Genomic DNA, 25582 nt, shown 5'->3' on the forward strand with positions numbered 1-25582 from the left:
CTTTAACAAAAAGAGGCTAGAAGAGCCTGTCCACAGGCAATTCCTAACCTCCTCTTGATTTTATTTTTTGGTATTGTTATCGTCCATTTTAAGTACAGCCATAAACGCTTCTTGAGGTACTTCAACGGAACCAACTTGTTTCATCCGTTTCTTACCTTCTTTTTGTTTTTCCAACAATTTTCGTTTCCGAGAGATATCTCCACCGTAACATTTAGCCAATACGTTTTTACGCATAGCTTTAATCGTGGAACGGGCAACAATTTTTTGGCCAATCGCTGCCTGAATAGGTACCTCAAACTGCTGTCTTGGAATAAGCTCTTTCAACTTTTCAACGATGATTTTTCCACGATCATAGGCAAAATCATTATGAACGATAAAGCTTAACGCATCCACTTTTTCAGCATTAAGTAATATATCCATTTTTACCAGCTTGGATGGCTTATAACCAATTAGCTCGTAATCAAAAGATGCATAACCTCTTGTACTTGATTTCAATTGATCAAAGAAATCATAGACAATTTCTGCTAATGGCATCTCGTAGATTATGCTCACTCTATTTTCTGCCAGATATTCCATATTAACAAAAATACCCCGTTTTTGTTGGCAAAGTTCCATAATCGTACCAACATAATCATTCGGAGCCATCATGGTTGCTTTTACATATGGCTCTTCCACACGGTCTATTTTTTGCGGCTCAGGTAAATCCGATGGGTTATCAACTTTTATTTGCGACCCATCTGTCATATGAACTTCATAGATAACACTCGGTGCAGTAGTTATTAAATCAATCTTAAATTCACGTTCAATCCGCTCTTGAATAATTTCCATATGAAGAAGTCCGAGAAATCCACAACGGAAACCGAATCCTAGTGCTTGGGATGTTTCAGGTTCAAATTGAAGTGATGAATCATTTAACTGAAGCTTTTCAAGTGCTTCACGCAGGTCATTAAATTTCGCTGTATCGATAGGATATACCCCACAATAGACCATTGGGTTGAGCTTACGGTAACCAGGCAGCGGCTCAGTCGTCCCATTCTTGGCATTTGTAATCGTGTCCCCGACATGCGTATCCCCCACGTTTTTGATTGATGCGGTTAAGAATCCAACATCACCAACCGTTAATTCATCTAGCAGTGTAGTTTTCGGTGTAAACACACCCACTTCGTTAACCTCAAATTCTTTACCGGTTGCCATCATTTTGATTTTGTCGCCAACTTTAATTGTTCCTTCCACCACACGAACATAGGCAACAACACCTCGATAGGCATCATATAAAGAATCAAAAATAAGTGCCTTTAACGGAGCATCCGGATCTCCTGTTGGAGCTGGTACAGTTTTTACCACTTGCTCCAGAATCTCTTCAATGCCGATTCCTGCTTTAGCAGATGCTAAAACCGCTTCTGAGGCATCTAAACCAATTACTTCTTCAATTTCATTCCGAACCCGTTCAGGTTCAGCACTTGGCAAATCAATTTTATTGATGACAGGTAAAATTTCAAGGTCGTTATCGAGGGCAAGGTAAACGTTTGCCAGTGTCTGTGCTTCAATTCCCTGCGCTGCATCAACGACTAAAATAGCCCCTTCACAAGCAGCAAGGCTCCTTGAGACTTCATACGTAAAATCGACATGTCCTGGTGTATCAATTAAATGGAAAATGTATTCTTCTCCATCTTTTGCTTTGTATTTTAATTGTACGGCATTTAACTTAATCGTAATCCCGCGTTCTCTCTCAAGATCCATAGAATCCAAAAGTTGATCTTTCATTTCACGAGATGTCAAGGCGTTGGTTTTTTCTAATATACGGTCCGCCAATGTCGATTTCCCATGGTCAATATGGGCAATAATCGAGAAATTTCTTATTTTTGATTGACGTTTCAATCTTTCTTCTCTATTCATGGTCTTCCACTCCTACTATACTCGCACATGTACACTATTTTTGATTATATCAGCACAACTTTCAAGATTCAATACGAAAAGCGGAGTGATCGTTAAGCGATGTTTACAATTCCCTGAGTGCTGGAGCTCAATCACAAAATCTCTTTACAAAAAAAACGGCACCAAAACGGCGCCGCTATCTTTTATTCTGTTATATGTTTGATTAGTTTTTCAGAGACCCCTGACAAGCCGTCAGACATTTTCTTTCCCATCGATGAGAAGAAGTTATAGGCACTGATTTTCTCAAGTTTCTTCTTTTTAGCTTCAATATCATGGCTGGAGAGATCATTCCCTAGAAATGAAGCCCCTACCTCATTGTCTTTTTCGTGAAAACTGACTGCAGTTTGAAAGTTTGGATCGTCATAGCCCTTCATTTTATGAATTCCATTATTTGCTAATTGCATACCTGTTAATACAGCTATTAATACTATTGCGGCTAGTCCTAAACTTTTTATCATAAACTTTTTCATAAAAGTACTCCCTTACGACTATTGTTTATCGGACGGTTGCTTACTTTCCTGATTTACTTTCTCTGCCTGCCAGTAATATTCACTAAACACCTCTGCAAGAGCGTCAGCCGAACGATTTAACTCTTCAAACGTATTATCGACTCCGCCAAATTCAATCAAAATCGCATTATCTGATAGGTTTTGATTATAGACGCCATTCGATCCGGCACCTTGTTTCACCACAACTCCTCGACTTAAACCTTTAAATTTTTTTTGTAAAAGATTATGGAGTTCGGTCGCAAGTTTCTGATTTTTTTCATGATTTGGGTTATTCCCACCAATAACAAAAGCAAGCTTTGCATAGGATTTACCGTTAATCGCAACAGTTGTTTGGTCTTTGCGTCGTGAATCTCTATGAATATCAATAAAATACTGTAAATCACGATTCGACGTCATTGCAGATTGAACAACCGGGAGAGATTCCTGATAGGATTTAGCATAATTTAAGCCTTTTTTATTTAAATTCGCCTGGATATCTGTTTTATCAATAAACGTACCGATTCCTAGATCCTCTAATCTGGTTTTTAGATGATCACCAATTTTGGTTACATTAATTTGCGAATGATAAGCGAGATTAGGGTCTGTAACACTCTTAAGATATGGTAAATAGGATTCCCGATTATGAGTAAAGTAAACATATACTACCTTATGATTGCCCGTTGTTTGTCCTGGAGATGCTGGAGGTTTTTTATCTGCTGGTGTTTCTATTCCCTCTAAATTCTGAAGGGATGCTTCCCTTTCTGCTTTCATGATCTCAATAGGCGGTGCCGATTCAACCGGCATATTTGTATAATTTGTTCCTTCACCAGCTACCACAATTTGTCCATCAAATTGATAGAATCCAGGGAGCTCTCTTCCTAGAAGACTTCGCGGGTCATTTAAATTAATATTGCTTGATAGCTTAAAGATTAAACTGGTAAGTCGAGGAACAGTTGCCCAATTATTTTCAACCTTTAAAAAATGATGATTCTCCCAACCCATTAATTGATAAAGCAATTCACTATTTACATTTGTGGCGGCTTGATTCACCGAAGAAGACATAATTCTATATTGTGGCTTTAACGAGGTTAAAAGGCCGCTAATCGAAAAGACCAATATTATAAATAATGATAGAGCAGCAATTATTTTAAGTAAGCTTGTTCCCTGAACACTCAAAAACGGACCTGATGGTTTAGCATTTTTCATGGTTCCACCTCTCATTAACGATTCTAGTAAATCTTATGACAATAGTAGAATTGATAGAACCGAAAAATAACAGCGGAATCTTTGCTGGATAGCCGCCGAAGTTCAAAGATCAACGTATGTAAAAAGGAGCCCCTATAAATTGGGCTCCTCATTTAAATATCGTTATTTTGTATAATAACCAGCATTTTCTTGGTCCACGGCATGGTGGAGTGAGGCATTTAAACCGTTTGCTATCAGATTGGCCATATCCTCGATAAATACATCTACTTCCTTTGGGGTCACCATTAGATTGTGTCCAATCGGTGAGAGTACCTCGTAAATTAATTTCCTTTTTTCCTCCTCCTCCAGTGTACCAACAATACCAAGAAACGTCTTCCGGTGCTGTTCTTCAGGCAGGTCTTCTTCCGTCAGCTTTCTTTTTTCACCAAAAGTCATTCCTGCCGGTGCAAGTGCTCTAGAAGGACGATTCCCTTCTTTAAGCTCTTTGCCGAAATGCTTTAAAATGAAGTCAATGGTATCGCTGGTAATGGAGACAGCATCTACTACTGTTGGAACTCCAATCGCAATCACAGGAATTCCTAATGTATCTTTACTTAGTTCCTTTCTTTTATTTCCAACACCTGATCCAGGATGAATTCCAGTATCTGAGATCTGGATCGTGGAATTAACCCTTTCAATCGAACGGGAGGCTAAAGCATCGATCGCGATTACAAAATCAGGTTTTGTTTTTTCAACCACCCCAAAAATAATGTCGCTCGTCTCAATTCCAGTCAATCCCATCACACCTGGTGACAGAGCACTAACGGAGCGAAAACCCTCATCAACATTTTCCGGTTGAAGCTGGAATAAATGACGGGTAACAAGCAGATTTTCACAAACCATTGGTCCCAGTGCATCTGGAGTGACATTCCAATTTCCTAATCCGACAACAAGACAGGAATCTGTTTTCTTGATTCCTGACCCTTCTAAAAAATGGCTAAATTCGCTGGCGAAAATTTCTTCTACTTTTTGCTGTACCTCGGTGTTTTGGTCTCTAATTCCTTGCACCTCTATCGTTAAATACCTGCCAGCTTTTTTTCCAAGCTGCTCTGCACCTTGTTTCGTTACCTCAACCAAAGAAATCTTTATATCATCAACATCTTTTTCCTTAATTATGACGCCTTCAATATGCGAAAGGTTCTCCTCCTGCCCCACAGACCTTCCGGCAAGAACCATTTCTCTTGCTTCAATTGCCAAATCTGTTCGAACAGAGTATTGACTTAAATCTATCGACTCACCCATCTATCACCACTCCTATCTTAAAATACCTATAAATAGAAACTATTTCCTATTTTTTCCCGAGAGATTGTAAAACATGCACGCTAAAATTGTTTACCTTTTTAATTGTGTATTGCAAAATAAGCTCTCGTTTGATAAAATACTTCTTGTTCTGAATTATTATGGATGAATGTAAAGTCGAGTTCATATAGTCTCGATTCTTTGTAGGAGGTGAAAGTAATGCCTAACATTAAATCTGCTATTAAGCGTGTAAAAACAAATGAAGTGAAAAATGCTCAAAATACAACTGCTAAATCTGCAATGCGTACGGCTGTTAAAAAAGTAGAAGCTGCTGTAACTACTAACGACGCTGCTGCTGCAAAAGAAGCATTGGTTACTGCTGCTAGTAAATTAGACAAGGCTGCTGCAAAAGGTCTTATCCACAAAAATGCTGCTGCTCGTAAAAAATCACGTCTAATGAAAAAATCTAACGCTCTATAATTTTGCAAAGTCCACTAGGTGCCAAGCACTGAGGTAGACAAAAAATAGATAAGCGTAAAAAAACGATTCCTTTGAGGGGAATCGTTTTTTTTATTTTTTTAAGCGAAATAATAACATTTCAATCAGTAAGGATTTATTCATTCCGCCCGTTTTCATCTGATAATCTGCCTCTGCGAGGAGTTCCATAAGGGCAGCCAACTCTTCATCAGTAAATTTATTGGCCTGGCCGAGAGCAAGTTTTACTCTAAATGGATGCGCTTTTAGGTATCCCGCAATTTGCTGCTGCCCATACCCTCGTCTTGAAAGCTCCTTTACTTGATAAATTAACCGAAATTGTCCTGCAAGCAGGGCCAAAATTTTGATAGGTTCTTCATTTTGCTTTAGTAAATCATAATAAATGCGTAATGCCTCATCAAGCCTTCTCTGCACTACTTTTTCAATCAAGGTAAATATATTTTGCTCCAGCGATCTGGCCACTAACTTCTCTACTAAGTTTCGATCAATGTGCTTTTGCTCTGCAGCATAGAGGGCCAATTTATCCACTTCACTTGAAAGCATAAACAAATTGGTGCCAACCAATGCAAGTAATTGGTCTATCGCACTGGCCTCAAATTCAATCCCATTGCTTTTGGCACGTTCCTTGACCCAATTTTTTAATTCATGTTCATTTAATTTCTTTGCCTCGACTAGTTCTGCCTGCCTTTTCAATTCTTTGGTAATCTTTTTTCGCTCGTCCAATTTTTCATATGGTGCTGAAATAACCATGACCGTAAATGGAGCGGGTTCTTTCAGATAGGCTTCAAACTTTGCTAAGTTGTGTTCAACCTTTTCTTTTGTTTTCTCCGCTGTTAAAAAACCGGGATTATGTAAAAAAACGACTTTTCGCTCTCCTAAAAACGGAAAGGTTTCCGCGTCTTCCAGGGCCACATCAATCGGTGTTTCCTCCAAATCATAAGCAGAAAAATTAAAATCCTTCTCTTCTTCGTCTAAAATATGGTCAAGTAGTAATTGTTTTGTTTCATTGATTAAAAAAGCCTCAGTTCCATATAATAAATAAATAGGGGCAAATTCCTTTTTTTTGATTTTTTGCCAAATACTTAATACCATTGTCCAGCGCTCCCCTTCGTTTCACTCACATCTTATCGTAATGAAGCTTGGACGATTTGACAAGTACTTATAGGGAATTAACTCCACTTATCGAAGTAGAGTTAATTCCCGATCTATAATGAACGCCAGCAATAAACAGCCCTAGGATCTTTTATTGCTTGGCGGAGTTCCCTTTGGAAGAGAATAGACCATGGTTGATGGTGATTTGAAGTGCTAGATTAGGTCCGTAAGTATAGTGTAGCCTTTGGCGTGTCAAATATTTTGACAACTCTTGTCAGTACAGGAAGCGAATTAAGAGAACCTTTTCTTTTGAGTTCCACCAGTACCTAAATTTGGATTTTAAAGCTTGAATACTGGAAATGGATGCTGGATTTTTTTAGACGAATAGCTTATACTAAAGTTGAAAATAGGAGGGGTTGTTGTGAATCATTTTGAAAAAGACATGCGTGATAACCGTAATGATGCGATTGATTCTGGGGTAGGATTTATTGTTTCCTTTGGCTTTTTTGCAACAATGTTTATTATTGCAACAATTGTTAAATTGATCGGTTCATAATGGAATAGCTACATATGTGTTAATAGAGAGGCTGCAACTTGTGCAGTCTTTTTTTATTAGGTACGTTATCTTATGGCAGGTAGGTTGAAAAGGTTCCTTTCCCATGATAAAAAGTGTAGGTAATCGCCCCTTGCAAATCGGTACGGTAAATCTTCGTATTGGTTTCCTTTAAACGATCTAACACCTCTTGATGGGGATGACCAAAACGGTTTTTTTCTCCTGCAGAGATCAGAGCAGCTTTAGGTTTAATCTGATTAATAAACGATTCAGCACTAGATGTTTTACTTCCATGGTGACCCGCTTTCAATACATCAATTTTTAAATGAGGAACCCATTTTAGAATGTTCATTTCTCCTTCTTGATCTAAATCTCCACCAAAAAACCAGCTCACCCCGCCAATTTGGGCAGCAATAGCTATGGATCCTCTGTTTCGCTCGCCAGTGAAATTTTTTTCAGGTGAAAGAATATTAAATTCGCTATCCTTATTTTTCCACCTGACACCCGTCGATACTTTTATGACTGGAATTCCCTGCTTCTTTGCCTCATCCATGATTGCAAGTTCAGTATCAGAAGGCTGCGTCACAGAAGGCATTAAAATTTGTTCCACCTTCACCTCTGCTAAAATGGATAAAGCCCCTCCTATATGATCCATATCACCATGGGTAAGAATCAGCTTATTAATCCGGGTAATCCCTTTTCCTTTTAATAATGGCACAACAACGTCACGGCCTACCTCAAACGGCTTGGAACGCTGTTTCCATTGATCCACTGAAAAATGGACTGTTCCCCCTGTATCAATGAGATAATCACCCTGCCCATGTGGAAAATGGATCAATATACTATCGCCTTGCCCTACATCAATCATCGTCACCTCACCATCCGGATTTAGCCAATTCCACGAGCTCTGAGTTGAAAACAGCAGGAGACCTAAAAAAATGAGAAGGTATTTCTTTTTCAAATAGGTTCCGCTTTCCCATAGGCAAAAAATCACAAGGATAAGGAAAATATAAAGGATTAGTATGAATAGGTTTGGTCTTCCCGGACAAAACCGGGAAAATGAAAAATTAGCGAGGAAATCAATAAGCTGATTTGAAAGAGTAATGATTTTTAAAAAGATAGCTAAAAAAGGATTTGGAGTTGTCCCAAATATCAACTGGAGTAGAAATAATAAATAAAGTCCAGGAAGATAGATAAATGAGAATAGCGGGATGTATAACAAATTGGCAAGAATTCCGATTATCGATATTTCGAAGTAATGGTAGAGCAAAAATGGAAGGGCCGCCAGCTGAGCCGTCACCGATGTAGCCAACATAGCTGTTCCCTTTCCATGATACAGTTGCAGGAGCTGTGGTGCCGACAAAATAATGGCTAAGCTGACTGTGAAAGATAGCTGAAAACCTACATCAAAAATAATGTAAGGTGAAATAAATACATATAGCATAATGGCAATGCAAATCGCGTCAATCGGTAAAAGCTTTAGATGTTTTTTCCACTTAACGGTGATCAAAACAAGAAAAATCATCATGGCCGACCTGATCACAGAGGGTGAACTCCCTGTTAAGATGACGTACACCGGAAGTAAAACGAGAAGAAAATTCGTCATGAACTGCCTTGTAAGACCACTTCGAATCCCGATATAAAAAACCATGCCTATCAATAAGGATACATGGAGTCCGGAAATGGCCAGCAAATGGACGATACCCGTTTTTTGATAATCTCCTAATAAATCTGGATCAATCATATTTCTGTCGCCAAAAATTAACGCGGCGGACAATCCAGCAATTTCGGGCGGGAAGTGAGTTTTAAGATAGTTGATACCTGAAAAACGAAGTTGTTTAATGAAGACTAGCGGCGTGGTGGCGGCAGGGGTACATTGTTGAAATGGATTTTCGATTATTTCTACAACCCAATAAATATCCTTTGTGACTAGATACTTCCGATAATCAAAGCCATTCGGATTCTTGGCTGTCGATGGTTTTTCCATGGTGCCTGACACCACACAAATTTGTTGGTAAACGCTTTGATTTGCTAGTATTTTTTTCTCTTTTTCCGATTGAATTTTATAACGGATAAGGATTTTTTCCCTGAAATTTTTTTCGATGGCCTGTACTTGTAATAAATCACCGTCAATTTTGGGATCTTGAATATACTCAATTATAAAATGGGTATTCGTGACAGGAATGACCGACTTATGATTCATTTCCGCATGCTTTCCTACAAGAAAAAAAGCAGATACTATCGCCATAACGACTACTAGCTGGGCACTTGCCAATCTTTTATACGTAGTTAAAAGATAAAGATATAGTAGTGTGACCAGAAAAAAAGGAAAAAACGTTACAAGAGCACTTAGAATGCCCAATAAGGCAGCAAGAGCAAGATAAAGATATTTTCCATTCATTATTTTTCTTCTCCATTTATGGTTATCCTAATTTTGATGGGTTTTTTTTAAATGAGGTGGACGCCGAGAGTATCCGGCGTCCTTTGAGGATATTATTGCTTAATTTTCTTAAAATCAATAGAGGATTCCGTTAATTCAACTTTTTCAACCCTTACATGGGCCTGCTCAAAAAGCTCAATCGCGTAAGGATGATTTTTATAATCCTCTGCATAATAAACGGTTTTAATACCAGCCTGAATAATTGCTTTACAGCATTGAAGACAAGGGAAATGCGTTACATATATCTCAGACTCGGATGTCGGGACCCCAAACTTTGCACATTGCAGCAATGCATTCATTTCCGCATGAATAGTTCTAACACAATGATGATCAATCACATAGCAGCCTTTATCGATACAATGGTCACCACCTGCAATGGAGCCGTTGTAGCCGCCTGCAATAATTCGTTTATCCCTAACAATGGTTGCACCCACAGTCAACCGAGTACAGGTGCTTCTAAGCGCAAGCAAATGGCTTTGAGCCATAAAATATTGATCCCACGAAATTCGCTCCACTTCTTCCACTCCTCCAAACTACTTTCTTTTAAGTTTACTGGTGTTTGTCCATTTTGGTCAATGATGGATTATTTTACCACGATTAATTCTTTTAATTTTTCAAAAGTTTTATCCCCTATTCCGCTAACGCTTTGTAAATCTTCAACTACTTTAAAGGGCCCGCTGGTATTTCGGTAATCAATAATTGCGGCAGCCTTGGCAGGCCCAATACCGGGCAGATTTTGCAATTCCTGCTCATCAGCTTTATTAATATTTATCTTTCCTTGGCTCTGCCCAGCACCAACAGACACCGGCATACTACCCCCGGATGGATCCGGTGTAATGACTCCTTCCTCGCCTTTGGCAGGAATGTAAATCATCATTTCATCCTCTACATGTGCTGCCAAATTGACTTGAGTTTGGTCTGCCTGCTCGGTTAATCCCCCCGCCCGGCTAATTACATCGATTATTCGTTCACCAGTATTCGCTTGATACACACCCGGCTGTTTTACTTGCCCCTTCACATCAACCATAATTTTTTCCGGCATTGGTGCTTGTTTAGCGGGGTGTTCATTTTCTGCATCCCCCCCCTCCTCATTCACCTTATTTTCAGCAATCAAAGGGGTCATTGGGGCAGGCTCTGCTTCTCCATTGCTATAAAAATAGTAAGCTCCGCCAAAAATAAATAAAATGACAACTACGACTTGAACTTTATGTTCTAGCAGCCAATCTTTCAAGATGAACCATCCTTTCTAAGGTATATTTCATTATTTATTTTCATATGGTTATAAAAGAAAATTGCATGCGAAGGAGGGGCGAAAAAATGAATATAGGAATCATTGGTACCGGAAATATGGGGAGAATATTGGTGGAGGCTTTGATTGATGGAAAGGCCATTTTCCCTTCTTCAATGATAATTACCAATAGAACGAAATCAAAAGCCATGTTGCTTAAAGATAAATATAAGGATATTAGGATTGGGGCGAATGCGGAAGAAGTTGCAGCACAGTCCGATTTAGTTTTTGTTTGTGTAAAACCTTTAGACATGTCTAAAATATTGGAACAGATTAACCCACATTTAAGCCCTGAAAAATGTCTGATCTCTATAACGAGTCCTGTCAGTACAAGCCAAATTGAAAAAAAGATTACTTGTTCAACCATCCGGGCGATTCCAAGTATCACCAATCGTGCCTTAGCCGGGGTATCATTAGTTACCTATGGAGATAACTGTAGTGAATATTGGAAAACAAGGGTAGAAAAGTTACTTTCGAAGATTTCTGTGCCCGTTTGTATCGATGATAAAATTACAAGGGTAGCTTCAGACATTGTCAGCTGCGGACCCGCCTTCTTTAGTTATCTGCTGCAAAGTTTTATCCAAGCAGCGGTAAAAGAGACTGAAATTGATACTGAAACAGCGACGATTTTTGCAAGTGAAATGATTGTAGGCCTTGGTGAATTAATCAAGCAGGGGCATTATACCTTACCGTCCTTACAAGAAAAGGTTTGTGTGAAGGGCGGCATAACGGGTGAAGGGATAAAGGTATTGGATAACGAGCTTGGGATGGTGTTTGAACACATCTTTCAAGCAACACATGCAAAGTTCAAAGAGGAACTTGATAAAGTAGAATTGCATTTCTCTAAACAATAATTCGCTTTTAATTGACAAAATCCTTCATCCATTTAGAAAAAAATCCATCAAATGATGGCTTATCAGGCTGTCGAGAAACTCTCGACAGTCTTTATTTTATTTAGTATCTTTAACCATTTAACGCGTTAATTTTTAATAACATTATTATTAAATAGACTATTCGATATGTCTGTTGATTGGCACTCCAGGCACTTCGCTTTCCGCGGGCACGCCGGGGAGCCTCCTCGGCGCATGGCGCCTGTGGGGTCTCCCCCTGCCCCGTACTCCCGCAGGAGTCTTCGTGCCTTCCGCGCCAATCAACAGGTGTTATTAATAAGACGAGCAGTTCAACCAAATTTATAAAAATAAGTGGTGACACTGTTTAAACCAAAAGAGTCTAGCCAAAGTGAATATGAATTTGTGTCTATTGATGAATTAGTTCCCGATGATCACCTTCTTCGTTTAATTGATAAATAGGTAGATTTTTCATTTACTCTTGAAAAAGTACGTCCGTTTTATAGTGATGATAACGGCCGTCCATCTGATCCCCTTATTCTTTTTAAAATGATGTTCATAGGGAATCTCTTTGGCATTCGTTCCGAAAGGCAATTAGAAAAAGAAATGAAAATGAACATTGCATATCGTAACGGGTTTACATGTGAGGCGCAATACATTAAAACACAAGTCAAATCTCTATTTAATTCGCAAGTTTTTCACTACTACATTCACGGGACATTTCAAATAAGTTTTTGTTCCCGAGAGCCCTCCCTATTGAGGACATATTTCTAGATATCCAGGTAAGTTTTGTCCTCCAATTGCCTTTATTGAGGACAGTTTTCTAGATATCCAGGCAAATTTTGTTCTCAATAGCCCTTCTTGAAGACATTTTTCTAGTTAGCTAGGCGAGTTTTGTTCTCAATAGCCCTTCTTGAGAACATTTTTCCTCCTTTCATGGCAGTTTTTGTCCTCAAGAAGCTCTAATGGATGACTGTGAGTGAATGGTAAGGGGTATAAAAAAAGCAAGTGAGCAGGCTCTTCTACCGCTGCTTGCCAGAACATGAAAAAGATTGCGACACACTTAGCTAAACATGAAAATGTGTATGGTATACCTAGATTGACTTTGCATCCTGTTGATTGGCACTCCAGGCACTTCGCTTTCCGCGGGCGCGCCGGGGAAAGCAAAGCACCTGGAGCGGAAATCAACAGGCCTCTTGGCAGGGATTATCTTTAAAGTTGATATAAAAATAGGTATTTAATTCTAATAAAAAAAATTGCCGAGAAAAATACCCTTTCTCGACAATCTGAGCCATCAATTGATGGCTTTTTCTACTTTTTCTTAGCAACAAAAAATATCCGTTCTGATTGTTGCTCTGGTTCGATGGGTTGGAAATCAGCAGTGGTCTCCACCACTTCAAATCCGGCAGCTTCTAACCAGTTAGCATATTGCTCGATAGAATAGGTTCTTTGGAAATGGAGTTCATCGATTCGGTCATATTTCCCGATTCGTTCATCCAAAACGAAAAAACTGAGTTCATGTTCAACACTATTAGGATATTCCCCCGGAAAACTATTCCAGATATAAGATACCTCTTCTTCATTAAGTGCGAAGGTTTGGTTGATGAAAACCTCGGTGATTTTATAAATGGAATGAACATCAAAAAGGAAAATCCCATCCTGGTGCAAATGTTCAAGGACATTTGCAAAAGTGGCCTTTACCTCTTCTTCTGTTTGTAGATAATTTAATGAATCACAAAAAATGCCAATGATATCAAACTGTCCCTGACCTTCTAAATCTGCCATATCTTGCTGATAAAATGGGATTTTAACCCCTTCATCCACGGCTTTTGCTTGAGCCACAGCCAGCATATCGTCCGACAGATCAATGCCTGTTACGTGAAAACCTTCTTTAGCAAAGCGGACAGACAGCTCACCTGTTCCACACGCTAAATCCAAAAGGCGCTGTCCACCGACCTTATATTTTTCTAGCCTCTCATTGACAAACTTTACCCACTGATCATATGGAGCGTCCTTCATCAGCTCGTCATACAAATAGGCAAACTGCTCATAACTCATGAATTAAGCTCACTATGGATGTCTTCAAGCGGTGCGTCGCCCCATAAACGTTCTAAATTATAATAGCTTCTTTCGTCACGATGAAATACATGGGCAACCACATCACCTAAATCAATAAGCACCCATCTGGCTTCATCTAAACCCTCAATTCGTTTTACATCATATCCATGTTCTTGGGCTTTTTCCTTCATTTCTCTCGCAATTGCCTGTACCTGTTTATCAGAATTACCATGGCAGATAATAAAATAATCTGCAATCAACGAAATCCCTTTCATATTGAGAGCTAAAATATCCTCAGCTCGTTTATCATCTGCCGCTTTTACTGCAATTTTTAGTAGTTCTTGATTATCCATTCATCAGTCCTCCAGTTTGGTGATAAGGTCATTGTAGGTAAAAAAGGTCTCCGGGTATATCGTTTGATTCTTTTTCATTAAAAAAATAATGGTATTTTGCACAGCTTTAATTAGGGCTTGATCTAAATTTTTTTCGGCCATTTCTCTAACTTCATCAACACCTGGAAAATGCCTTCCCGGTTCAATATAATCCGCTAAATAAATAACTTTTTCCAGCAGGCTCATATTAGGTCTGCCCGAAGTGTGGTAGCGGATCGCATCCAACACATCACGATCCGTAATGCCCGCTTCACTTTCAACTAAATATGCGCCAACAGGGGCATGCCATAATTCAGAATTAAATTCCAGCAAATCCTGAGGAAATCCCTGTGCACTAATAATTTCTCTCATTTCCTCTTTTGGACGAAATTTTGCATAATCATGAAAAATGGCTGCTATTTCCGCTTTTTTTACATCAGCACCATATTGGCCTGCTAAAGAAATAGCTGTTTCCATGACACCTAACGTATGCTGATAACGATGCTCAGTTAATTGTTTCTTGACTAGTTCTAAAGCTTCTTCACGTTGCATATAAATGTTTCTCCTCAATATAATCAATAACTAAATCGGGTAATAGATAACGAACCGTCTTTTTGCACTTTACGCGTTCCCTAATCATACTTGATGATACATTTATTGCTGGGACATCAACAAAAAGTACAGGATATGCTGTTTGATGACTGTAGGATGGTCTATCAACCCCTACAAATTGGACTAATTCCACAAGAACATCAATTTCACGCCATTTAGGTAAATATTCAATCATATCGGCACCTATAATGAAGTAAAACTGATGGTCAACATATTTGGAATTAAGTAATTTCATGGTATCAACAGTATACGATGGTCCTTCCCGTTCCAGCTCGATCGGTTGAATCGTAAACGCTGGATTTCCTGCGATTGCTAGGTTAATCATTTGCAGACGATCCTCGTCCTTAACCGAATCTGGCTTTTTCTTGTGTGGCGGCTCATGGTTCGGCATAAACCAAATTTGATCAAGCTGAAGGGTTGAAAGAACCTCATTGGCGATCAATAGATGTCCTAAATGCGGCGGATTAAACGTGCCACCTAATATTCCAACTTTCTTCATGCATTCGCCATCCTTTTAAAGTTCCTCCTTATGGAAGGACAATGGTTTTCTTCTCAACAGACTCTTTATAAAGGACAATCGTATTGCCGATAATCTGAACGACATCCGCGCCAGTTCCCTTTGCTAACTGTTCGGCCACTTCAGTTTTATCTTCTTCGCAGTTCTGTAAGATACTGATCTTAAAAAGCTCTCTAGCTTCAAGAGCGTCTGCGATTTGTTTAATCATATTTTCATTCACGCCACCTTTACCCACTTGAAAAATAGGATCCAAATGGTGTGCTTTTGAACGTAAAAATCTTTTTTGTTTACCTGTTAACATCGTTTTCCTCCTAATTGTTCCAAAACATTTTCTTTCATTCGCTGTACATCCGGAAATATGCCGGTCCATTTTTCAAAGGCAAGCGCCCCTTGATACACAAACATATCGATTCCGTTTTGAATCGTTGCCCCTTTTAACTTGGCTTCATGTAAAATCTTGGTTTCCAACGGGTTGTATATAATGTCACAAACCGTTGCCTGCTTGCTTACATGGTTCAAACTCAAAGGTTGTTCCAATATATTTGGTGACATCCCAACCATTGTCGTTTGAATAATTAAATCATATTCTCCTAGATTGCGACTAGCAGCATCTAATGTCAAGGCCCTTGAAGTTATAGGGTATGGACATTGTTCAATAAGGCTTCCTGCTGTCTCCACGGTGCGATTAGCAAGATCGATAAAAAGCGGTTTTTCCTTGGCAAGGGTGAAATAAATAGCTCTTGCTGCACCACCTGCGCCAATTACTAATACTCTTTTTCCAGCAACAGTTGGAACGTAAGGCAATATCCCTTTTAAAAAGCCCGGCCCATCCGTGTTGTAACCCATCAACTTACCATCTTCATTCACAACCGTATTTACGGCACCGATACTGGCGGCAAGTTCATCTACTTCATCGAGAAAGGGAATGATTTTACTTTTGTGCGGTACCGTAACATTAAAACCACCTGCTCCAATCGCTCGCAATCCCTTAACCGCATCCCCTAGATGATCTTCCTTAACTAGAAATGGAAGATAATGTGCATCAATGTTATAAAATGAAAACAAATCATTGTGCATAATCGGAGACATTGAGTGCCCGATTGGGTTACCTAAAACTCCATATAGCTTTCTCATTTGTTTCTCTCCATCCCATTACCTTTTCTCTATATGAATTAGATTAAAGATTTTCGCATTAATGTTTGAACACCTTTTGGAACATAGGCTGCTACTTTTGCGCCAGGCTCATTTACAGTAATCCAGCCAAGTCCGGAAAAAACAATGTCGGTTTTCGCTTCTTTCACCATAAACTCTTGCTTAACCAACTCTGGAAATGATTCTAGCTCATCTGGTCCCGGTGGTGTCAACATTTCCCCCACATGTTTTTGATAGAGCTCATCTGCATTTTCCATTTTTGTACGGTGAATATTCAACTCATTGGAAACATAACAAACAAACGATCTTCTGCCACCACTAATATAATCGAAACGTGCCAATCCCCCAAAGAACAATGTCTGTCCCTCATTTAATTGGAAAACCTTTGGCTTTATTTCCTTTTTAGGCGTAATAATCTTTAAGTCATTCTTATTAATAAAATGCGCCATTTGATGGTGGTTGATAATCCCAGGTGAATCAATTAATGACTTTTCATCATCCAGCGGAATTTTTATAATGTCCAATGTCGTCCCTGGAAAATGAGAGGTGGTAATCACGTCTGCTTCCCCTGTTACTTCCTTAATAATTCTATTAATAAAAGTAGATTTCCCTACATTTGTACATCCGACAACATAAACATCCTTACCATTGCGCAGTTCATCAATGGCAGCCGCCGTTTCTCTAATATTTACGCCTTTTGCAGCACTGACAAGAAACACTTCTTCAGGTCTTAATCCAAGTTCTTTCGACTCATGCTTCATCCAGTGAATCAATTTGTTATGCTTCACAGATTTCGGTAATAAATCGACCTTATTTCCAACGAGCACGACCTTATTGTTTCCAACAAATCGGTGTAAGCCCGGCAGCCAGCTGCCGTTAAAATCAAAAATATCGACGATCATCACAATAAGGGCATCTGTCTTACCCATTTCATTTAATATTTTTAAAAAGTCATCGTCCGTTAAATTTACATCTTGTACCTCGTTGTAATGCTTGAGACGAAAACAACGTTGGCAAATGATTACTTCCTTCTCCAGAGCAGAAGATGGAGCATAGCCAAGTTCATTCGGGTCTTCCGTTTGGACCTTTACACCGCAGCCCATGCAAATATATTGTTGTTCACTCACTAATTAATCCTCCCATTGAAGCATACCTTTTTTACGGAACCAGTTTAAGATTCTTCGTTCCGCCAAGCGATTAAATTTTGTCCAGAACCCATCTGATTGGGCAACAGGGACAACAAGGATCGTATGAAAGCCACTGCGGTTTCCGCCGAGCACATCCGTTAATAATTGATCGCCAATCACAACCGCCTCATCCTTTGTAATCCCCATTTGTGCAATCGCACGACGAAAAGCCGGTCCCATCGGCTTCCGTGCTCGAAAAATAAACGGGATTCGCAGCGGGTCTGAGAATGCCTTTACTCGGTTTTCATTGTTATTCGAAACAATGGTTACTAAGATATTGTGTTTTTTCACTTCATCGAACCATTTTATCAATTGAGGAGTTGCAGTAGGACGATCCCATTCCACCAATGTGTTATCGAGATCGGTAATAATCCCTTTAACCCCTCTTGATTTTAACTCTTCAGGAGATATATCCAGAATGCTTTTCACATGTTCATCCGGTAAAAATTGTTTTAACACTAAGTTAACACCTCATTAATTTCTAAATAAAAAGTTACGTGCGAAATGTATCTGTCACTTATATTTCTTGTATCATCATACCCAATTTTACCCTTCGTTTCAAAAGAAATGCGAAAGGATCCTGTCTAACTCACAAAGTACGACAATTTGTTCATGTCTTTATTGTTCTTCAAATGTCGATAATACATGAGATCCAATTTCCAATCTTCTTTAATAAAATCCATCTTCACTTTTAAAAACATGACAGCTTTTTGAAGTTTAAAAAAATATTTTTCGACAAACATCTACTTTTCCGATGCCTGTGGATAACCTTATTAACATTATACCCATTGAATCATTTACATTTCGTTAATTTATAAACAAAATAATCACAACTTATCCACTAAAACCTGTGGATAAATAGAACGATTGTTCTGAAAGAATAAATTTGGTAGATTTAGGGTACAACATTTGAACATACCATTTTATGTATAATTTTTTGCAGATAGAACCATTTTTTCTAAACTGGAGGTGAATTCTGACGTGCGTAAACTGTCAGATGAATTATTAATTGAATCCTATTTTAAAGCAAGAGAATTAAATTTAAGTCCAGAATTTATTGGTCTCATCGAGACTGAAATTCACAGACGTTCCTTAGTCAATAAAATAAAACGGACTTCTTAATTGATCACTTCGCCCTTAAAGGGCTTTTCTTTTTGTCTTCAGTAAGAAAAGCGCAAGCGCCCTGGTCAGCGGCGTATGGCCTGGAGCGCTCCAACTGAGATAAAGGAAACACGAAGAGCCGGAGGCGATTCGATGTTGACTTATCGTAGGGTGGAGAGCGAAGGACACTAGCCGCTAGGGTGCTGGAGCTGGACAATTCTCGAAGCCATAACTTATAAATTCTGATATTACAATGGGAAGTGCTTGCTTATTTACTCAAACTGCCTAATTTCTCTCCAACCTTTATATCCTTAGGGGTATGAATGGAGGAATCGAGTTGAAATTTCCCCCTTTCAAATAATAAAACAACGGTTGACCCGAAACTAAAATAAGCCATTTCTCTGCCTTTTTCTAGCTCAGAGCCTTGGTGTGTTGTTTCAATGGAATTCACAAACATAGCCCCAACCTTAACAATGGCAACATGACCATAGGCCGTTTTCACTTCCGTAATCACCCTATAATTCTTAGAAAGAGTTTCACGTCCGTATTTCAATCCCCATTTATTTACTGGAAAGGATTTTGAACCAAGTGTCCATTGCTTTGTCACCTTTCCATCAACTGGACTGTGTATACGATGATAATGACTAGGACTTAAATACAAAATCATATAGGTGCCATTAACATATTTTGTTAAAAGCTCATGATCTCCCATCATTTCTGCAATCGAATAGATTTTGCCTTTTACGATAATGTCACTTGTCTCTCTGATCGTCCCGACATCTTCAATGACAGCATCCACGGGACTAACAACAGAATCCTGACTCTTATCAATGATCCTTGCATCCTTTTTCAATGTCCTAATAAATAGATCATGGAGGGTCGGATATTCGGACAGCCCCTTCTCCATTTCATCCTGATTCAAATGATAAAGATTCGCAAAGGATGGCACAATAAAACGACTAACTCGAGAACGAGCAAACCTCTTTAGAATGCTGGATGTCCACCTTCCATTCGTTAATTCAATCAATAACCGATAAAACCCTTGTATCATGAATAAACCCCCAAATAGTGTAAAAATACTCTTTACGCAATGACATAAAACGCTTAGAATTAAATAATATAGAATAAACTATCGAAATAATTTTTAGCTTCAAACCCAATAATGACCAAAAAAGCAAGGAGAGTGGTGTGGAGAATGTTTTTATTGGATGTATTGGATCAGACAATAAAAAAATTGAAATCCCAAACAGCGAATGTTATCACTTTAACAAATTTATCATTAGGTGGATTTGCGATTGTATTCGGTTTACATGGAAATTTACGATTAAGCCTGCTTCTGATTTTTATTGCAGCCCTAACCGATCGGTTTGACGGTATGGTAGCCAGAAAATTCAATATTGAATCAGAGTTGGGGAAACAATTAGATTCCATGAGTGATATTATATCATTTGGAGTAGCACCTGCACTATTACTATATCAAGGAATTTTACATGAATTTGGCGGACCCGGTTCATTTTTCACTGTATTCTATATTGGCTGTGGGGCATTTAGGTTGGCCCGATTTAATATTTCCGAGAATAATGGCTACTTTACTGGGTTACCGATTACGGCAGCCGGCTGTTTGGCAACATTAAGCTTTTTAACCATTCCTTATCTTCCAGCCCAAACGTTTTTATTTATTGTGATGATTCTATCATTCCTAATGGTTAGCTCCTTTAAACTGAAAAAAGTTTAATAAAAATAAATGACCATCTCCTGTTAGCGCGTTGCTAGGATGGTCATTTTTTATTTTATTTTTTACAAATAAAGTTAACAGGACAGACACAATTTCTTCTTTTCTACATAGGAATTAATACTAGGCTTGAGTCTAGAAAAACACGGGGGTGGATGTGGATGTCTGGAATCTTAACAGCTCTCGGATATTTAATGAAGGAATTTTTATTTCTTGTTTCCTATGTAAAAAATAATGCCTTTCCCCAACCCCTTTCTGCTGCAGAAGAAAGAAAATATCTACGTTTAATGGCAGAGGGAGATTCGCAAGCGCGCAATATGCTCATTGAACACAATTTACGACTTGTCGCGCATATTGTGAAAAAATTTGAAAATACCGGTGAGGATTCGGAAGATTTAATTTCTATTGGAACGATTGGCTTAATTAAAGCAATCGAGAGTTATTCAGAGGGAAAAGGCACAAAGCTTGCAACCTATGCCGCACGTTGTATTGAAAATGAGATCCTCATGCATTTACGGGCTCTAAAGAAGACAAAAAAAGATGTATCCCTGCATGATCCTATTGGCCAAGATAAAGAGGGAAATGAAATATCCTTAATTGATGTGCTGAAGTCAGAATCCGAAGATGTTATTGATACAATTCAGCTTAACATGGAACTAGAAAAAATAAGAAAATATATTGAAGTCCTTGATGAACGCGAAAAAGAAGTCATTATTGGCCGATTTGGTCTTGATTTACAAAAAGAAAAGACCCAGCGGGAAATCGCTAAGGAACTAGGCATTTCAAGGAGTTATGTTTCACGAATTGAAAAGCGAGCCCTCATGAAAATGTTCCACGAATTTTATCGAGCTGAAAAAGAAAGAAAAAAGAAATAAGGAAATGCAGAAAGGCGGGAGAATGGAATCTCCTGCCCTTTTTCCGAGTGTTTATTTGCCATCCTTTAGAAGATTGCTCCAATTTTTCCCGCCATCCACCGATTCATACACATCATTTTTATAGGTAGAAAAAGCGATTTGGTTGCTATTATTAGGGTTAACAGCCAAAAAAGTAATGGGATTATCATAATCTAGATATGGAAAGGCCATGTTCAGTTGTTCCCCTGTTGCGGGATTTAATGTCTTTAATAAAATCTTATCGTTTTCAACGCTTGAAAAAAGAATCGAATCCCCGTTAAATGTCAAAGCGGTTACCATGACCGGCTCGGTTTTCAGCATCATCGTATTCCCATTATCAGTTGAAAAATAGATCCCTGACCTTGTGGACATAGCGATGGTATTTCCATTTTTCGGGTGGACTGCTATCATTCCAAGAGAGTCGGCATTAAAATCCTTGAATGCACTTTTTTTCCATTTTTTTCCGTTATCAATAGAATAATTCACACCTAAACTTAAATCATCATTGGGCTGCTCATTAATCACATACATGCCTTTTCCGAAATAACTGGCTGCTGTGAAATGAAAGTTATATTTCCCATAGAAGGCTAATGGTTGAAGTGTCTTCCCTTTATCCTCACTTTGGACTAAACCAAGAGGGTCCTTTAAGTCTATTCCTTTTTGCGGATGCCCACTTGCTATAAAACCTGATTCTACCGCTTGAAATCCAATATAGTCATGTCGATTCGTTGTAGTTTCATACCATGTTCCATCTTTGTACATTTTCAAGCCTTTATTTCCAGCGACATAGAGGGCATTGTCATTGCTCGGATAGCCCATCCCGCGGATATTTTTTAATGTGAATGTGTTTGCCTTGACTACTTCAAATTTTGTTTTTGTTTCAGCGTTATTTTCGGCAGTGCGTTTCTTTTGGTCCTGACTCTTACTTGTACAGCCTGTTGCAATAAGCAAAATCCCTATAAGAATGACAAGCATTGTTTTTATTTGCGTCTTCATTAGTGTTCCTCCTGAAAAACTTCATAGTAAACTATGAGGATTACATTTACGATTCCTTATCCATCCACTTATACCCCAGTCCCCATACAGTTGTCAAATAATCATCCACAGGAAAACCGGATTTTCGTAGTTTATCTCGTAAATTCCGCACGTGGGAATCTATTGTCCTATCTTCCGTTACGGCGGAATAACCCCATATGGTGGTTAAAAGATGTTCACGAGTAAACACTTTATTTTGATTTTTTAATAACAGCGCTAATAAAGAAAATTCTTTCGGTGTAACAGAAATAGGATGTTGATTGTAGGAAACTTGAAAGGATTCTTCATTTAAGGCAAGTCCCTTAAAAGCAATTGTTCCAACATGTACCCTATTCCTTCTTAAAATGGCTTCAATTCGAGCAATTAGTTCATCTTCATCAAATGGCTTGGAAATATAGTCATCTGCACCAATGTGTAACCCTTTTATAATATCTATTTTTCCACTGCGGGCCGTAAGCATTATAATCGGAATATCCCAATTCTTTCTAATCTCCGTACATGCATCCCAGCCGTCCATTTCCGGCATCATTACGTCCAATAGGATAAGATCCGCTTTCTCCTCTTCTAAGTAACGAATGGCATTTATCGCCGAGGTCATTTTTATACAGTTATATCCCTTTGGAGTTAAATAAAGGGATAGTAAATCTAACATTCTTACTTCATCATCAACAAGCAAAATTTTTGTCAATTAGGTTCCTCTCCTGCCACATAAATCTAGATAAAATTATACTATAAACACGTACCCGAAATGTGGAATTTCATCACTAAATAATAAAGCTGCTTACGCCTTTTTATTTCGAAAAGCGTAAAAAATAGAATTTTTCACAATAAAGATTATAATAAAAAATGTACATACATAAAGGGGGTACAAAAATGACAAATCCATATTCAGAGGTTTGGAATCTTGATGTATTTTTTACAGGTGGAAGTAATTCTTCTGAATTCCAAAAGCACTTGATTCAAACTGAGGAAAGTATTCACCTGTTTGAAGAAAAAGTAAATAACTGGAACCCAGTTAATTCCATAAAGGACGCTGCTTATTTGAAAGAGTTGCTCTCAGATTTGGAAAGGAACTCTAAAAAGCTCATCCAAGCAGAAGCATTTACAGGCTGCTTACTTGCGCAAAATACGGAAGATAAACAAGCGTATTCACTTGATGCAAAAATCACCAGTTTAAGCGCAGTCCTCCAAACAGCTCTTGGGACACTAGATAACCTGCTGACAACCTTCGATGATGCAGTTTGGCAGCAACTTACAGCCGATGAATCGTTGCAGGAGTTCGCATTTGTGTTAACGGAAAGTCGCGAAAAGGCAAAAGAGAAGCTGTCTAAAGAAGAGGAAGCGTTAATTAGCGCACTTGAGGTGGACGGCTACCATAGCTGGGGACAATTATATGATTTAATCGTTAGTAAAATCAAAGTAACCTTAAATCATAACGGTGAGGAGAAACTGCTTTCCGTAGGGCAGGCCGCTAATAAATTCTCAAGTCCTGATCGTGAAGTTCGCGCCGGTGTATTTAAAAATTGGGAGAAGGCTTGGGGGGACCAAGCAGAGATTCTTGCTAAAACCTTAAACCATCTATCCGGTTTCCGTTTAAGTGTCTATAAGAAACGTGGCTGGGAAGATGTATTAAAAGAGCCGCTCAGCATAAACCGCATGGAGAAAGAAACACTGGAAACCATGTGGACCGTTATCTCGGAAAATAAACAGAAGCTTGTTGACTATTTAGGGCGTAAAGCACAGCTTTTAGGACTCAAGAAGTTGAGTTGGTTTGATTTGGATGCACCATATGGAAAATCGGAATCCAAGGTTTCTTATCAAGAAGGCGCAGAATTTATTGAACAAAATTTCGGACTGTTTGGCGAGCAAATGGCTGCTTTTGCGAAAAATGCCTTTGAAAACAATTGGATTGAGGCTGAAGATCGTCCCGGAAAAGCACCTGGCGGTTTCTGCACCTATCTTCCAGAAAGCGAACAATCCCGCATCTTCATGACTTATTCTGGTACGCCCTCAAATGTATCCACACTAGCGCATGAGCTTGGACATGGTTTTCATTCCTATGCCATGAGGGATGTCCCGTATCTTAATTGTAATTATGCCATGAACGTAGCGGAAACCGCTTCAACTTTTGCGGAAATGATTGTCGCCGATGCAGCAGTAAAAAAGGCCAAGGATGAAGAAGAAAAGCTGGTTCTCTTGGATGATAAAATTCAACGAACTATAGCCCTTCTGATGAATATCCATGCCCGTTTCTTATTTGAAACAAGCTTTTATGAGGAAAGAAAACAGGAAACCATTACAGCCGAACGATTAAATGAATTAATGTTGGCCGCCCAAAAGGAGGCTTATGGAGATGCTTTAGAAGAATATCATCCATTATTTTGGGCTTCAAAGCTCCATTTCTTCATTACCGGGGTTCCGTTCTATAACTTCCCATATACCTTTGGCTACCTTTTCTCGCTTGGCATTTATGCTCAGGCCCTAGAGGAAGGAAAAGGATATGAAGAAAAATACATGGCCTTGTTAAGAGACACCGCCTCCATGTCAGTGGAAGACCTAGCACAAAAACATTTGCAAGTTGATCTCACCAAGAAAGATTTTTGGGAAAAAGCAGTCGGCATTTGTCTTGACGATATTGACGAATTCATGGAACTTACAGAAAGAAAAGCGTAAGCGCCCTGGTTAGCGGCGTATGGCCTGGAGCGTTCCAACTGAGATAAGGTGAAACTTCAATCAGCGAACGTTTTTCTCGCTGATTGTTAGTTGAACCGATCGGGTTCTTACGGGCAGTTGAGAATCTACTCCCCGTTAAACGCGATAAAGGAAACACGAAGAGCCGGAGGCGCATTCGTGCTTGACTTATCGTAGGGCGGAGAGCGAAGAACACTAGCCGCTAGGGCGCTGGAGCTGGACCATTCTCGAAGATTTTTATACTATCTTATCTCAAAAAAATGAGCATCGGTCAATCTGGGCCGATGCTCACTCTTTTATTCTGCACTTAATTCAGCTAAAATGACAAAACCAATTGCCCCTGTAATAACGAGAGCCATCACAACCATAAACATCATATTCTCCACCCCTTAGATAGATCTGATATTTTCTAATATGAATTTATCATATTTACACAGTAACTACCTAGAGGAAAAACGAACATTTTGTTAATAATTATATAAAACTATTTTCAAAAAGAATTAATTATGTTGAAATTATTAATTGGTACTCTTATTTGCTCTCTTTGGTTTAAATATTAATGACAAGAATAAAATATGCAACGGCATTTTATTACCTCCTATTTTTTAGA

Annotated in this window: 25 protein-coding genes and 2 pseudogenes; 8 read left to right on the top strand and 19 right to left on the bottom strand. The window is 38.8% G+C overall.

Annotation, left to right across the window (positions count from 1 at the left end):
* Window positions 1-60: 60 nt before the first annotated feature.
* The 4 genes from lepA to gpr form a co-directional block, all read right to left on the bottom strand.
* Window positions 61-1896: a translation elongation factor 4 gene (gene lepA / locus AC3ANL_RS18515; RefSeq protein ID WP_488325862.1), complete on the bottom strand. Its 1836-nt coding sequence runs from the start codon at window positions 1894-1896 to the stop codon at window positions 61-63.
* A gap of 182 nt (window positions 1897-2078) precedes the next feature.
* A complete protein-coding gene (locus AC3ANL_RS18520) occupies window positions 2079-2405 on the bottom strand; it encodes a DUF3679 domain-containing protein (RefSeq protein WP_488325863.1) in 327 nt (108 codons plus the stop codon).
* A gap of 18 nt (window positions 2406-2423) precedes the next feature.
* Window positions 2424-3629, bottom strand: coding sequence for a stage II sporulation protein P (gene spoIIP, locus AC3ANL_RS18525; protein WP_488325864.1), 1206 nt, complete (start codon window positions 3627-3629; stop codon window positions 2424-2426).
* A 162-nt stretch (window positions 3630-3791) separates the two neighbouring features.
* Entirely contained in the window at window positions 3792-4910 is a 1119-nt protein-coding gene (gpr, locus tag AC3ANL_RS18530) for a GPR endopeptidase (protein WP_488325865.1), read from the bottom strand.
* 216 nt (window positions 4911-5126) lie between these two features.
* Here gpr and rpsT point away from each other — a divergent pair, with 216 nt between their 5' ends.
* Window positions 5127-5387 (top strand): 30S ribosomal protein S20, encoded by a 261-nt coding sequence (rpsT, locus tag AC3ANL_RS18535; RefSeq protein ID WP_488325866.1) that lies wholly within the window; start codon window positions 5127-5129, stop codon window positions 5385-5387.
* A gap of 90 nt (window positions 5388-5477) precedes the next feature.
* Here the strand turns inward: rpsT and holA are convergent, their stop codons facing one another.
* Complete coding sequence (holA, locus tag AC3ANL_RS18540; RefSeq protein ID WP_488325867.1) at window positions 5478-6494, bottom strand: DNA polymerase III subunit delta; 1017 nt, start codon at window positions 6492-6494, stop codon at window positions 5478-5480.
* A 442-nt stretch (window positions 6495-6936) separates the two neighbouring features.
* On the opposite strand from holA, the gene AC3ANL_RS18545 reads away from it, so the two are divergent.
* A complete protein-coding gene (locus AC3ANL_RS18545) occupies window positions 6937-7050 on the top strand; it encodes a YqzM family protein (protein WP_488329776.1) in 114 nt (37 codons plus the stop codon).
* 70 nt (window positions 7051-7120) lie between these two features.
* Here AC3ANL_RS18545 and AC3ANL_RS18550 read toward each other — a convergent pair whose 3' ends face one another.
* From AC3ANL_RS18550 to AC3ANL_RS18560, 3 genes and pseudogenes are all read right to left on the bottom strand, one after another.
* On the bottom strand, window positions 7121-9448 hold the full coding sequence (locus tag AC3ANL_RS18550; RefSeq protein WP_488325868.1) for a DNA internalization-related competence protein ComEC/Rec2: 2328 nt from the start codon (window positions 9446-9448) through the stop codon (window positions 7121-7123).
* A 107-nt stretch (window positions 9449-9555) separates the two neighbouring features.
* A pseudogene (locus tag AC3ANL_RS18555) lies at window positions 9556-10002 on the bottom strand (ComE operon protein 2); the annotation flags it as partial.
* A 68-nt stretch (window positions 10003-10070) separates the two neighbouring features.
* Window positions 10071-10718, bottom strand: a complete 648-nt coding sequence (locus tag AC3ANL_RS18560) for a helix-hairpin-helix domain-containing protein (protein WP_488325869.1) — start codon at window positions 10716-10718, stop codon at window positions 10071-10073.
* Window positions 10719-10804: 86 nt separating this feature from the next.
* On the opposite strand from AC3ANL_RS18560, the gene comER reads away from it, so the two are divergent.
* Window positions 10805-11629, top strand: coding sequence for a late competence protein ComER (comER, locus tag AC3ANL_RS18565; RefSeq protein ID WP_488325870.1), 825 nt, complete (start codon window positions 10805-10807; stop codon window positions 11627-11629).
* Between the two features lie 357 nt (window positions 11630-11986).
* Window positions 11987-12253: pseudogene (locus AC3ANL_RS18570) on the top strand (transposase); the annotation flags it as partial.
* A 681-nt stretch (window positions 12254-12934) separates the two neighbouring features.
* Here the strand turns inward: AC3ANL_RS18570 and AC3ANL_RS18575 are convergent.
* Genes AC3ANL_RS18575 through AC3ANL_RS18610 form a run of 8 tightly spaced genes read right to left on the bottom strand, consistent with a single transcriptional unit; the run spans window position 12935 to window position 17979 of the window.
* The gene (locus tag AC3ANL_RS18575; protein WP_488325871.1) at window positions 12935-13681 is read right to left on the bottom strand and encodes a class I SAM-dependent DNA methyltransferase; all 747 of its coding nucleotides are present in this window, start codon (window positions 13679-13681) and stop codon (window positions 12935-12937) included.
* Complete coding sequence (rsfS, locus tag AC3ANL_RS18580; protein WP_488325872.1) at window positions 13678-14034, bottom strand: ribosome silencing factor; 357 nt, start codon at window positions 14032-14034, stop codon at window positions 13678-13680. The genes AC3ANL_RS18575 and rsfS overlap by 4 nt, the downstream gene beginning before the upstream one ends.
* A gap of 3 nt (window positions 14035-14037) precedes the next feature.
* Complete coding sequence (gene yqeK / locus AC3ANL_RS18585) at window positions 14038-14604, bottom strand: bis(5'-nucleosyl)-tetraphosphatase (symmetrical) YqeK (protein ID WP_488325873.1); 567 nt, start codon at window positions 14602-14604, stop codon at window positions 14038-14040.
* Window positions 14594-15163, bottom strand: coding sequence for a nicotinate-nucleotide adenylyltransferase (locus tag AC3ANL_RS18590; protein WP_488325874.1), 570 nt, complete (start codon window positions 15161-15163; stop codon window positions 14594-14596). Before AC3ANL_RS18590 ends, yqeK begins: the two co-directional genes overlap by 11 nt.
* 28 nt (window positions 15164-15191) lie before the next feature.
* Window positions 15192-15482, bottom strand: coding sequence for a ribosome assembly RNA-binding protein YhbY (gene yhbY, locus AC3ANL_RS18595; protein WP_488325875.1), 291 nt, complete (start codon window positions 15480-15482; stop codon window positions 15192-15194).
* On the bottom strand, window positions 15476-16315 hold the full coding sequence (gene aroE / locus AC3ANL_RS18600) for a shikimate dehydrogenase (protein ID WP_488325876.1): 840 nt from the start codon (window positions 16313-16315) through the stop codon (window positions 15476-15478). Before aroE ends, yhbY begins: the two co-directional genes overlap by 7 nt.
* Before the next feature lie 38 nt (window positions 16316-16353).
* Window positions 16354-17460: a ribosome biogenesis GTPase YqeH gene (yqeH, locus tag AC3ANL_RS18605; protein WP_488325877.1), complete on the bottom strand. Its 1107-nt coding sequence runs from the start codon at window positions 17458-17460 to the stop codon at window positions 16354-16356.
* A 3-nt stretch (window positions 17461-17463) separates the two neighbouring features.
* A complete protein-coding gene (locus AC3ANL_RS18610; protein WP_488325878.1) occupies window positions 17464-17979 on the bottom strand; it encodes a YqeG family HAD IIIA-type phosphatase in 516 nt (171 codons plus the stop codon).
* Between the two features lie 522 nt (window positions 17980-18501).
* On the opposite strand from AC3ANL_RS18610, the gene sda reads away from it, so the two are divergent.
* Window positions 18502-18642 (top strand): sporulation histidine kinase inhibitor Sda, encoded by a 141-nt coding sequence (gene sda / locus AC3ANL_RS18615; RefSeq protein WP_488325879.1) that lies wholly within the window; start codon window positions 18502-18504, stop codon window positions 18640-18642.
* 247 nt (window positions 18643-18889) lie between these two features.
* Here sda and AC3ANL_RS18620 read toward each other — a convergent pair whose 3' ends face one another.
* Window positions 18890-19672, bottom strand: coding sequence for a phosphatidylserine decarboxylase (locus AC3ANL_RS18620; protein ID WP_488325880.1), 783 nt, complete (start codon window positions 19670-19672; stop codon window positions 18890-18892).
* Between the two features lie 144 nt (window positions 19673-19816).
* On the opposite strand from AC3ANL_RS18620, the gene pssA reads away from it, so the two are divergent.
* The gene (gene pssA / locus AC3ANL_RS18625; RefSeq protein WP_488325881.1) at window positions 19817-20356 is read left to right on the top strand and encodes a CDP-diacylglycerol--serine O-phosphatidyltransferase; all 540 of its coding nucleotides are present in this window, start codon (window positions 19817-19819) and stop codon (window positions 20354-20356) included.
* A gap of 158 nt (window positions 20357-20514) precedes the next feature.
* Window positions 20515-21228 carry an RNA polymerase sporulation sigma factor SigK gene (gene sigK / locus AC3ANL_RS18630; protein ID WP_488325882.1) on the top strand — a complete coding sequence of 238 codons (714 nt, stop codon included), beginning with the start codon at window positions 20515-20517 and terminating at the stop codon, window positions 21226-21228.
* A 51-nt stretch (window positions 21229-21279) separates the two neighbouring features.
* On the opposite strand, the gene AC3ANL_RS18635 is transcribed toward sigK, so the two are convergent.
* Entirely contained in the window at window positions 21280-22242 is a 963-nt protein-coding gene (locus AC3ANL_RS18635) for a F510_1955 family glycosylhydrolase (protein WP_488325883.1), read from the bottom strand.
* A 46-nt stretch (window positions 22243-22288) separates the two neighbouring features.
* A complete protein-coding gene (locus AC3ANL_RS18640; protein ID WP_488325884.1) occupies window positions 22289-22969 on the bottom strand; it encodes a response regulator transcription factor in 681 nt (226 codons plus the stop codon).
* Window positions 22970-23154: 185 nt separating this feature from the next.
* On the opposite strand from AC3ANL_RS18640, the gene AC3ANL_RS18645 reads away from it, so the two are divergent.
* Complete coding sequence (locus tag AC3ANL_RS18645) at window positions 23155-24954, top strand: M3 family oligoendopeptidase (protein WP_488325885.1); 1800 nt, start codon at window positions 23155-23157, stop codon at window positions 24952-24954.
* Window positions 24955-25582: the final 628 nt, after the last annotated feature.

The organism is Neobacillus sp. DHD-1R, from assembly GCF_057747995.1.